This is a genomic window from Paraburkholderia sp. MM5482-R2 (assembly GCF_050436125.1).
Taxonomy (GTDB): domain Bacteria; phylum Pseudomonadota; class Gammaproteobacteria; order Burkholderiales; family Burkholderiaceae; genus Paraburkholderia; species Paraburkholderia tuberum.
In genome coordinates this window covers 4,130,052-4,139,846 of sequence record NZ_JBNDLP010000002.1, presented here as the reverse complement: position 1 = coordinate 4,139,846, position 9,795 = coordinate 4,130,052, and the positions used below count along the sequence as shown (strand labels likewise).

Below are 9,795 nucleotides of genomic sequence, written 5' to 3'. Positions count from 1 at the left end.
TTACGGACGGCTAACAGTCAATCACTATATAAATGAGAGCGTTGGGATCGGAACGGTCAAGCAGCCCTTGACAAAGAGACATTGTTCCCCCATAATCGTCAGTTCTCTGCGGAGGGGTGCCCGAGTGGCTAAAGGGGGCAGACTGTAAATCTGTTGGCTTACGCCTACGTTGGTTCGAATCCAACCTCCTCCACCAGAATGCAAGATGTAGCAGTTGTTGGGAATCCATGATCCTGCGGGTGTAGCTCAATGGTAGAGCAGAAGCCTTCCAAGCTTACGACGAGGGTTCGATTCCCTTCACCCGCTCCAGCAACACAGAGGTAGCGCCCATGTGGCTCAGTGGTAGAGCACTCCCTTGGTAAGGGAGAGGTCGGCAGTTCGATCCTGCCCATGGGCACCAGAAGTAATCGGTGATTGTTTGCGCCCGGCGCAACGTACGGAAAATCCTCTTAGGAGTCGAAAATGGCCAAGGGTAAGTTTGAGCGGACCAAGCCGCACGTGAACGTGGGCACGATCGGTCACGTTGACCACGGCAAGACCACGCTGACGGCAGCGATCACGACGGTCCTGACGCAGAAGTTTGGCGGCGAAGCGAAGGCGTACGACCAGATCGACGCGGCGCCGGAAGAAAAGGCGCGTGGCATTACCATCAACACCGCGCACGTCGAGTACGAAACGGCTAACCGCCACTACGCACACGTCGACTGCCCGGGCCACGCAGACTACGTGAAGAACATGATCACGGGCGCGGCGCAGATGGACGGCGCAATCCTGGTGTGCTCGGCTGCCGACGGCCCGATGCCGCAAACGCGTGAGCACATCCTGCTGGCGCGTCAGGTTGGCGTTCCGTACATCATCGTGTTCCTGAACAAGTGCGACATGGTGGACGACGCCGAGCTGCTGGAACTCGTCGAGATGGAAGTTCGCGAACTTCTGTCGAAGTACGACTTCCCGGGCGATGAGACGCCGATCATCAAGGGTTCGGCCAAGCTGGCGCTGGAAGGCGACAAGGGCGAGCTGGGCGAGGTAGCGATCATGAACCTGGCCGATGCGCTGGACACGTACATCCCGACGCCGGAGCGCGCGGTTGACGGTGCGTTCCTGATGCCGGTGGAAGACGTGTTCTCGATCTCGGGTCGCGGCACGGTGGTGACGGGTCGCGTCGAGCGCGGCGTGATCAAGGTTGGCGAGGAAATCGAGATCGTCGGTATCCGCGCAACGGCCAAGACGACCTGCACGGGCGTGGAAATGTTCCGCAAGCTGCTCGACCAGGGTCAGGCAGGCGACAACGTTGGTATCCTGCTGCGCGGCACGAAGCGTGAAGACGTGGAGCGTGGCCAGGTTCTGGCCAAGCCGGGTTCGATCAACCCGCACACGCACTTCACGGCTGAAGTGTACGTGCTGAGCAAGGACGAAGGCGGCCGTCACACGCCGTTCTTCAACAACTACCGTCCGCAGTTCTACTTCCGTACGACGGACGTGACGGGCTCGATCGAGCTGCCGAAGGACAAGGAAATGGTGATGCCGGGCGACAACGTGTCGATCACGGTGAAACTGATCAACCCGATCGCGATGGAAGAAGGTCTGCGCTTCGCAATTCGCGAAGGTGGCCGTACGGTCGGCGCTGGTGTCGTCGCCAAGATCATCGAGTAACGCCAGAGAGTTCTCGATAATCGGTTGTATCGGGGTTGGCGGTGTCGTCAACCCCAAATGGTTTAGGGGTATAGCTCAACTGGCAGAGCGTCGGTCTCCAAAACCGAAGGTTGGGGGTTCGATTCCCTCTGCCCCTGCCAACTATCGCGCCGTAGTGGCGCTTGTTAAGGTGTTATGGCGAATCCTTCCGTCGAAACTGTAAATACATCCGGCGACAAGTTGATGTTGATCGCAGGTGTGTTGCTGGTCTTGGCCGGGTTCGTGGGGTTCTTCTGGCTTAATGGCCAGGAATGGTACATCCGCGGAGCCGCCTTGGCTGTTGGTGCGATCGCGGGTGTCGCAGTCGGTCTTCTCTCGGCGCCTGGCAAGGGTTTCATCGCTTTCGCCAATGACTCATACAAAGAGGTCCGCAAGGTAGTTTGGCCGAGTCGCAAAGAGGCGACCCAAACAACACTCGTGGTCTTCGGCTTCGTAGTCGTGATGGCTATCTTCCTCTGGGTTTGTGATAAATCCATTGAGTGGGCGATTTTCTCGGCGATTCTGGGTTGGAAATGATATGAGTGATACTCCGGCATCCCCGAGCGGCAAACGTTGGTACGTAGTGCACGCATATTCCGGTATGGAGAAGAGCGTGCAACGAGCGCTTCAGGAGCGCATCGAGCGGGCTGGTATGCAGGATCAGTTCGGCCAGATCCTCGTTCCAACGGAAGAGGTTGTTGAGGTAAAGGGCGGTCACAAATCAGTAACCGAACGTCGTTTCTTCCCGGGCTATGTTTTAGTCGAAATGGAAATGACAGACGAAACGTGGCATCTCGTGAAAAATACGGCGAAGGTGACCGGCTTCGTCGGCGGGGCGCGTAATCGGCCGAGCCCGATCTCCCCTAGGGAAGTTGAAAAGATCATGTCGCAGATGCAGGAGGGCGTGGAGAAGCCGCGTCCGAAGACCCTGTTTGAGGTAGGCGAGATGGTGCGCGTGAAAGAAGGCCCGTTCACAGATTTCAACGGCAGCGTCGAAGAAGTGAACTACGAAAAGTCGCGAGTCCGTGTTTCCGTTACAATCTTCGGCCGCGCAACGCCGGTCGAGTTGGAATTCGGCCAAGTCGAAAAGTTGTAGTCTAGATTTTACGGAACGCACCGCTAGGTGCGTTCCGTATTTCGCGCTTACGGTCCGCGTAATGGCCGTTGAGGAGCGTAACTAGCCAGTTTGTCGGCGAACACGCGCTACTACTCACTGAGCGTCCGCCCGTAAGGCGGCGTTCCACAGAGGTTCTCGAAATGGCAAAGAAAATTATCGGCTTTATCAAGCTGCAGATTCCTGCAGGTAAAGCCAATCCGTCGCCGCCGGTTGGTCCGGCGCTGGGTCAGCGCGGCCTGAACATCATGGAGTTCTGCAAGGCGTTCAACGCGCAGACTCAAGCGATGGAACCGGGTCTGCCGATTCCTGTCGTGATCACGGCATTCGCGGACAAGAGCTTCACGTTCGTTCTGAAGACGCCGCCGGCTACGGTTCTGATCAAGAAGGCAGCGAAGCTCGACAAGGGTTCGAGCAAGCCGCATACCGACAAGGTCGGCAAGATCACCCGCGCTCAAGCTGAAGATATCGCCAAGACCAAGATGCCCGATCTGACGGCTGCTGATCTGGACGCAGCGGTTCGTACGATCGCTGGTAGCGCCCGCTCGATGGGCATCACCGTGGAGGGCGTGTAAATGGCTAAGCTTTCGAAGCGTCTGCAAGCATTTGCAGCCAAAGTGGATCGTCAGAAGCTGTACCCGATCGAAGACGCTCTGTCGCTCGTGAAGGAATGCGCAAGCGCGAAGTTCGACGAGTCGATCGACGTCGCCGTGCAACTCGGCATTGACGCAAAGAAGTCGGATCAAGTGGTTCGCGGCTCGGTCGTGCTGCCCGCTGGTACCGGTAAGTCGGTCCGCGTCGCTGTGTTCGCGCAGGGCGAAAAGGCTGAGCAGGCTCGTGCCGCTGGTGCTGACGTCGTCGGTATGGAAGACCTGGCCGAACAGGTCAAGGCCGGGAACCTGAACTTCGACATCGTGATCGCTTCGCCGGACACGATGCGTATCGTCGGTACGCTCGGGCAGATTCTCGGCCCGCGTGGCCTGATGCCGAACCCGAAGGTTGGCACGGTCACGCCGGACGTCGCGACCGCGGTCAAGAACGCCAAGGCTGGTCAGGTGCAATTCCGTGTCGACAAGGCCGGCATTATCCACGCAACGATCGGCCGCGCTTCGTTTGAACCGGTAGCACTGCGCAACAACCTGAATGCGCTGATCGAAGCGCTGCAGAAGGCGAAGCCGGCAACGAGCAAGGGCGTGTATCTGCGCAAGGTCGCTCTGTCGAGCACGATGGGTGTTGGTGTTCGTGTCGACCAGACGTCGATCGCTGCCCAGTAATGAATTTTCGCCGCTCCGGCGCGAGTTGGGGCGGCTTTTAAGGGCTTTGGGCGGTTGCGAGGTGGCAGTCTGCATCGCGCGACCGGTTGTCAAAGACCGTTGGTGGGCACGCAGCAAGTAGGCGGGCCCTTAATGTAAAGCCAACGCAGATGGCGAACCCGAAAAGGTTTTGTAGTGATGAAGCCGTTGGATGTCTGTAGCGATACGGATTTTTGACGGTCGAAATACTCCTGACTGGTCGGACGCCGTTATTGAATGCGGTACACAAGGCGCACGCTGCGTGTATCGAATCTGGAGGTTAACCGTGCCACTAAACAAAGAAAGCAAGCAGGCCGTCGTCGCTGAGGTTGCCGCGCAAGTCGCGAAAGCTCAGACCGTGGTTCTGGCTGAGTATCGTGGAATCGCGGTTGGCGATCTGACCAAGCTGCGCGCGAAAGCGCGTGAGCAACAGGTTTACCTTCGCGTGTTGAAGAACACGCTGGCGCGTCGCGCCGTCGAGGGTACCCCGTTTGCTCCGCTGGCAGAGCAGATGACTGGCCCCCTGATCTACGGCATCTCGGAAGATGCGATTGCTGCTGCTAAGGTCGTCAATGACTTCAGCAAGAGCAATGACAAGTTGGTCATCAAGGCTGGTTCCTACGAAGGCAAGGTGATGGACAAGGCTGGCGTGCAAGCGCTGGCAAGCATCCCGAGCCGCGAAGAACTGCTCTCCAAGCTGTTGTACGTTATGCAGGCACCTGTTTCTGGCTTCGCGCGCGCTCTGGCCGCGCTGGCAGAAAAGAAGCAAGGCGAAGAAGCCGCTGCGTGATGCACTTCAGTCGAGCGTGATTGATCGCTGGCTGTATCCGAATTCAATTTAGGAGTATTTCAAATGGCAATCGCAAAAGAAGACATCCTCGAAGCCGTAGGCTCGATGTCGGTTCTGGAACTGAACGAGCTGGTCAAGGCGTTCGAAGAAAAGTTTGGCGTCTCGGCAGCTGCTGTTGCAGTGGCTGGCCCGGCAGGTGCAGCCGGCGGCGCTGCTGCTGCTGAAGAGCAGACCGAATTCACGGTCATCTTGGCTGAAACCGGTGCAAACAAGGTTTCGGTCATTAAGGCTGTTCGCGAACTGACGGGTCTCGGCCTGAAGGAAGCGAAGGATCTGGTCGACGGTGCACCGAAGCCCGTTAAGGAAGCGGTGCCCAAGGCTGCTGCTGAAGAAGCCAAGAAGAAGTTGGAAGAAGCCGGCGCGAAGGTTGAAATCAAGTAAGCTTCAACGCGCTGTGCGAAGGCTGGCGGTTTTTCACCGCCGGCCTTTTTGTGCTTTGTGGAGGACGCGTTTTTGCGGGCGTATGCCGGCAGGAATGTGATTCCCAGAAGCCAAAGAAAAACGCCCACGGTAATTTTGACCGGCATTTCTCTTTGTCTTCTGAAGCGACTGCAGAAGGCAAGTTTGGTCGGGTAGCGGGCAACACAGGCATCCGCTGCCGTCAGCCAGCGGTTGGTAGCGGCCAACCACCAAGCTTCTAGGCTCGTTCAAGCCATCGGACGGCCATCGGGTCTCAGTCGGTGAACACTCGGGTTGTCTCATCAAGGTATCCTGCCTCGACAACTATGCCCGCCGTGATTCGGAGATCGTATGCAATATTCCTTCACCGAGAAGAAGCGTATTCGCAAGAGTTTTGCGAAGCGCCCCATCGTTCACCAAGTACCTTTCCTGCTGGCTACCCAGCTTGAATCATTCAGCACGTTTCTGCAAGCAGACACGTCATCTACGCAACGCAAGCCGGAAGGCTTGCAGGCCGCGTTTACTTCCGTTTTTCCGATCGTTTCGCACAACGGCTTCGCGCGCCTTGAGTTCGTCAGCTACATGCTGTCGCCGCCGGCATTCAACATCAAGGAATGCCAGCAGCGCGGTCTGACGTACTGCTCGGCGCTGCGCGCCAAGGTGCGTCTGGTGCTGCTCGACAAAGAATCACCGAGCAAGCCGGTCGTCAAAGAAGTGAAGGAACAGGAAGTGTACATGGGCGAAATCCCGCTCATGACGCCGACCGGTTCGTTCGTCATCAACGGCACGGAACGTGTGATCGTTTCGCAGCTGCACCGTTCGCCGGGTGTTTTCTTCGAACACGACAAGGGCAAGACGCACAGCTCGGGCAAGCTGCTGTTTTCGGCACGTATCATTCCCTACCGTGGCTCGTGGCTCGACTTCGAGTTCGACCCGAAGGACGTGCTGTACTTCCGCGTCGACCGTCGTCGTAAGATGCCGGTTACGATCCTGCTAAAGGCAATCGGCCTGACGCCGGAACAGATCCTCGCAAACTTCTTCGTGTTCGACAATTTCACGCTGATGCCGGAAGGCGCGCAGATGGAATTCGTGCCGGAGCGTTTGCGCGGTGAAGTCGCGCGCTTCGATATCACGGACCGCGATGGCAACGTGATCGTCCAGAAGGACAAGCGGATCAACGCCAAGCACATTCGCGACCTCGATAACGCGAAGACCAAGTTCATCTCGGTGCCGGAAGATTATCTGCTCGGCCGCGTGCTCGCGAAGAACGTGATCGACGGCGATACGGGTGAAGTCATCGCGAACGCCAACGACGAAATTACCGAATCCGTGCTCGAGAAGCTGCGCGAAGCGAAGATCAAGGACATCCAGACGCTCTACACGAACGATCTGGACCAGGGTCCGTACATCTCGTCGACGCTGCGTATCGACGAAACGGCCGACAAGATGGCCGCGCGTATCGCGATCTACCGCATGATGCGTCCGGGCGAGCCGCCAACCGAAGAAGCGGTCGAGGCACTGTTCAACCGTCTGTTCTACAGCGAAGAAGCGTACGACCTGTCGAAGGTGGGTCGTATGAAGTTCAACCGGCGCGTCGGCCGTGATGAAATCGTCGGTCCGATGACGCTGCAGGACGACGACATTCTCGCGACGATCAAGATCCTCGTCGAGTTGCGCAACGGCAAGGGCGAAGTGGACGACATCGACCACCTCGGCAACCGTCGTGTGCGCTGCGTCGGCGAACTCGCTGAGAACCAGTTCCGCGCGGGCCTCGTGCGTGTCGAACGTGCTGTGAAGGAACGCCTCGGCCAGGCCGAAAGCGAAAACTTGATGCCGCACGACCTGATCAACTCGAAGCCGATCTCGTCGGCGATTCGCGAGTTCTTCGGGTCGTCGCAGCTGTCGCAGTTCATGGACCAGACCAATCCGCTGTCGGAAATCACGCACAAGCGTCGTGTTTCTGCACTAGGCCCGGGCGGTCTGACTCGTGAGCGCGCAGGCTTCGAAGTCCGCGACGTGCACCCAACTCACTACGGCCGTGTGTGTCCGATTGAAACGCCGGAAGGTCCGAACATCGGTCTGATCAACTCGCTCGCTCTGTACGCGCACCTGAACGAATACGGCTTCCTCGAAACGCCGTATCGCAAGGTGGCGGACGGCAAGGTGACCGACCAGATTGACTATCTGTCGGCGATCGAAGAAGGCCGTTACGTGATCGCTCAGGCGAACGCGGCGGTGGCCGACGACCGCACGCTGACCGACGAACTCGTGTCGTCGCGTGAAGCGGGCGAAACGCTGATGGTCACGCCGGACCGCATTCAGTACATGGACGTGGCGCCGTCGCAGATCGTGTCGGTCGCAGCTTCGCTGATTCCGTTCCTCGAGCACGACGACGCGAACCGCGCATTGATGGGCTCGAACATGCAGCGTCAGGCCGTCCCGTGTCTGCGTCCGGAAAAGCCGGTCGTCGGTACGGGCATCGAACGCACCGTGGCGGTCGACTCGGGCACGACGGTTCAGGCACTGCGTGGCGGTGTGGTCGATTACGTCGACGCGGGCCGTATCGTGATTCGCGTGAACGACGACGAAGCGGTCGCGGGTGAAGTCGGCGTCGACATCTACAATCTGATCAAGTACACGCGTTCGAACCAGAACACGAACATCAACCAGCGTCCGATCGTGAAGATGGGCGACAAGGTTGCGCGCGGCGACGTGCTGGCTGACGGCGCATCGACCGATCTGGGCGAGCTCGCGCTCGGCCAGAACATGCTGATCGCGTTCATGCCATGGAACGGCTACAACTTCGAAGACTCCATCCTGATTTCGGAGAAGGTCGTTGCGGACGACCGTTACACGTCGATTCACATCGAAGAACTGAACGTCGTTGCACGCGACACGAAGCTCGGACCGGAAGAAATCACGCGCGACATCTCGAATCTCGCCGAAGTGCAGCTTGGCCGTCTCGACGAGTCGGGCATCGTGTACATCGGCGCGGAAGTCGAGGCGGGCGACGTGCTGGTTGGCAAGGTCACGCCGAAGGGCGAAACCCAGCTGACGCCGGAAGAAAAACTGCTGCGCGCGATCTTCGGTGAGAAGGCGTCGGACGTGAAGGACACGTCGCTGCGCGTGCCGTCGGGCATGAGCGGCACTGTGATCGACGTGCAGGTATTCACGCGTGAAGGCATCCAGCGCGACAAGCGCGCGCAACAGATCATCGACGATGAACTGAAGCGCTATCGTCTCGACCTGAACGACCAGCTGCGTATCGTGGAAGGCGATGCGTTCCAGCGTCTCGCACGCATGCTCGAAGGCAAGGTGGTGAACGGCGGTCCGAAGAAGCTCGCGAAGGGCACGAAGATCGACCGCGCTTACCTCGAAGATCTGGACCACTATCACTGGTTCGACATCCGCCTCGCGGATGAAGAAGCAGCGGCCCAGCTCGAAGCGATCAAGAACTCGATCGAAGAGAAGCGTCACCAGTTCGACCTCGCGTTCGAAGAGAAGCGCAAGAAGCTCACGCAAGGCGACGAACTGCCGCCGGGCGTGCTGAAGATGGTCAAGGTGTATCTGGCGGTGAAGCGCCGTCTGCAGCCTGGCGACAAGATGGCAGGCCGCCACGGTAACAAGGGTGTCGTGTCGAAGATCGTGCCGATCGAAGACATGCCGTACATGGCCGACGGCCGTCCGGCTGACGTCGTTCTGAACCCGCTCGGCGTGCCGTCGCGGATGAACGTGGGTCAGGTTCTCGAAGTGCATCTGGGTTGGGCCGCGAAGGGTCTCGGCTGGCGTATCGGCGAAATGCTGCAGCGTCAGGCGAAGATCGCTGAACTGCGCGAATTCCTGATCAAGATCTACAACGAATCGGGCCGCGCCGAAGAGCTGGACAGCTTCAGCGACGACGAAATCCTCGAACTGGCGAAGAACCTGCGCGAAGGCGTGCCGTTCGCAACGCCGGTGTTCGACGGTGCGACGGAAGAAGAAATGTCCCGCGCGCTGGACCTGGCGTTCCCGGACGACATCGCTGAAAACCTCGGCATGACGCCGTCGAAGAACCAGGTGCGTCTGTTCGACGGTCGCACGGGCGAGATGTTCGAACGTACGGTGACGGTCGGCTACATGCACTACCTGAAGCTGCACCACCTGGTCGACGACAAGATGCACGCGCGTTCCACGGGCCCATACTCGCTCGTCACGCAGCAGCCGTTGGGCGGTAAGGCGCAGTTCGGTGGCCAGCGTTTCGGTGAAATGGAAGTGTGGGCGCTCGAAGCGTACGGCGCATCGTACGTGCTGCAGGAAATGCTGACGGTGAAGTCGGACGACGTGACGGGCCGGACCAAGGTTTACGAGAACCTGGTCAAGGGCGATCACGTGATCGATGCCGGCATGCCTGAGTCGTTCAACGTGTTGGTGAAGGAAATCCGGTCGCTGGGTATCGACATCGACCTGGACCGGAACTAATCGGACTACTG

8 protein-coding genes and 4 tRNA genes are annotated in these 9,795 nt (G+C 58.8%); all 12 read left to right on the top strand.

What is annotated here, in order from left to right:
• The first annotated feature begins 110 nt into the window (after positions 1 to 110).
• The 12 genes from OKW37_RS22095 (at position 111) to rpoB (ending at position 9,784) form a co-directional block, all read left to right on the top strand.
• Positions 111 to 196: transfer RNA gene (locus OKW37_RS22095), tRNA-Tyr, on the top strand.
• 39 nt (positions 197 to 235) lie between these two features.
• Positions 236 to 309: transfer RNA gene (locus OKW37_RS22090), tRNA-Gly, on the top strand.
• A gap of 16 nt (positions 310 to 325) precedes the next feature.
• Positions 326 to 400: transfer RNA gene (locus tag OKW37_RS22085), tRNA-Thr, on the top strand.
• Positions 401 to 462: 62 nt separating this feature from the next.
• On the top strand, positions 463 to 1,653 hold the full coding sequence (gene tuf, locus OKW37_RS22080) for an elongation factor Tu (RefSeq protein WP_090802167.1): 1,191 nt from the start codon (positions 463 to 465) through the stop codon (positions 1,651 to 1,653).
• A 64-nt stretch (positions 1,654 to 1,717) separates the two neighbouring features.
• A tRNA-Trp gene (locus OKW37_RS22075) sits at positions 1,718 to 1,793 on the top strand.
• Positions 1,794 to 1,827: 34 nt separating this feature from the next.
• Complete coding sequence (gene secE / locus OKW37_RS22070; protein ID WP_184040841.1) at positions 1,828 to 2,208, top strand: preprotein translocase subunit SecE; 381 nt, start codon at positions 1,828 to 1,830, stop codon at positions 2,206 to 2,208.
• Between the two features lies 1 nt (position 2,209).
• Positions 2,210 to 2,767 carry a transcription termination/antitermination protein NusG gene (gene nusG / locus OKW37_RS22065; protein WP_075303275.1) on the top strand — a complete coding sequence of 186 codons (558 nt, stop codon included), beginning with the start codon at positions 2,210 to 2,212 and terminating at the stop codon, positions 2,765 to 2,767.
• Positions 2,768 to 2,928: 161 nt separating this feature from the next.
• Positions 2,929 to 3,360 carry a 50S ribosomal protein L11 gene (rplK, locus tag OKW37_RS22060; RefSeq protein ID WP_008922976.1) on the top strand — a complete coding sequence of 144 codons (432 nt, stop codon included), beginning with the start codon at positions 2,929 to 2,931 and terminating at the stop codon, positions 3,358 to 3,360.
• Entirely contained in the window at positions 3,361 to 4,059 is a 699-nt protein-coding gene (rplA, locus tag OKW37_RS22055) for a 50S ribosomal protein L1 (protein WP_184065453.1), read from the top strand.
• 304 nt (positions 4,060 to 4,363) lie between these two features.
• Entirely contained in the window at positions 4,364 to 4,867 is a 504-nt protein-coding gene (gene rplJ, locus OKW37_RS22050; RefSeq protein WP_062129470.1) for a 50S ribosomal protein L10, read from the top strand.
• A gap of 63 nt (positions 4,868 to 4,930) precedes the next feature.
• Positions 4,931 to 5,308 (top strand): 50S ribosomal protein L7/L12, encoded by a 378-nt coding sequence (rplL, locus tag OKW37_RS22045; protein ID WP_018420143.1) that lies wholly within the window; start codon positions 4,931 to 4,933, stop codon positions 5,306 to 5,308.
• Between the two features lie 369 nt (positions 5,309 to 5,677).
• Positions 5,678 to 9,784 (top strand): DNA-directed RNA polymerase subunit beta, encoded by a 4,107-nt coding sequence (gene rpoB / locus OKW37_RS22040; RefSeq protein WP_090802173.1) that lies wholly within the window; start codon positions 5,678 to 5,680, stop codon positions 9,782 to 9,784.
• The last annotated feature ends 11 nt before the right edge of the window (positions 9,785 to 9,795 follow it).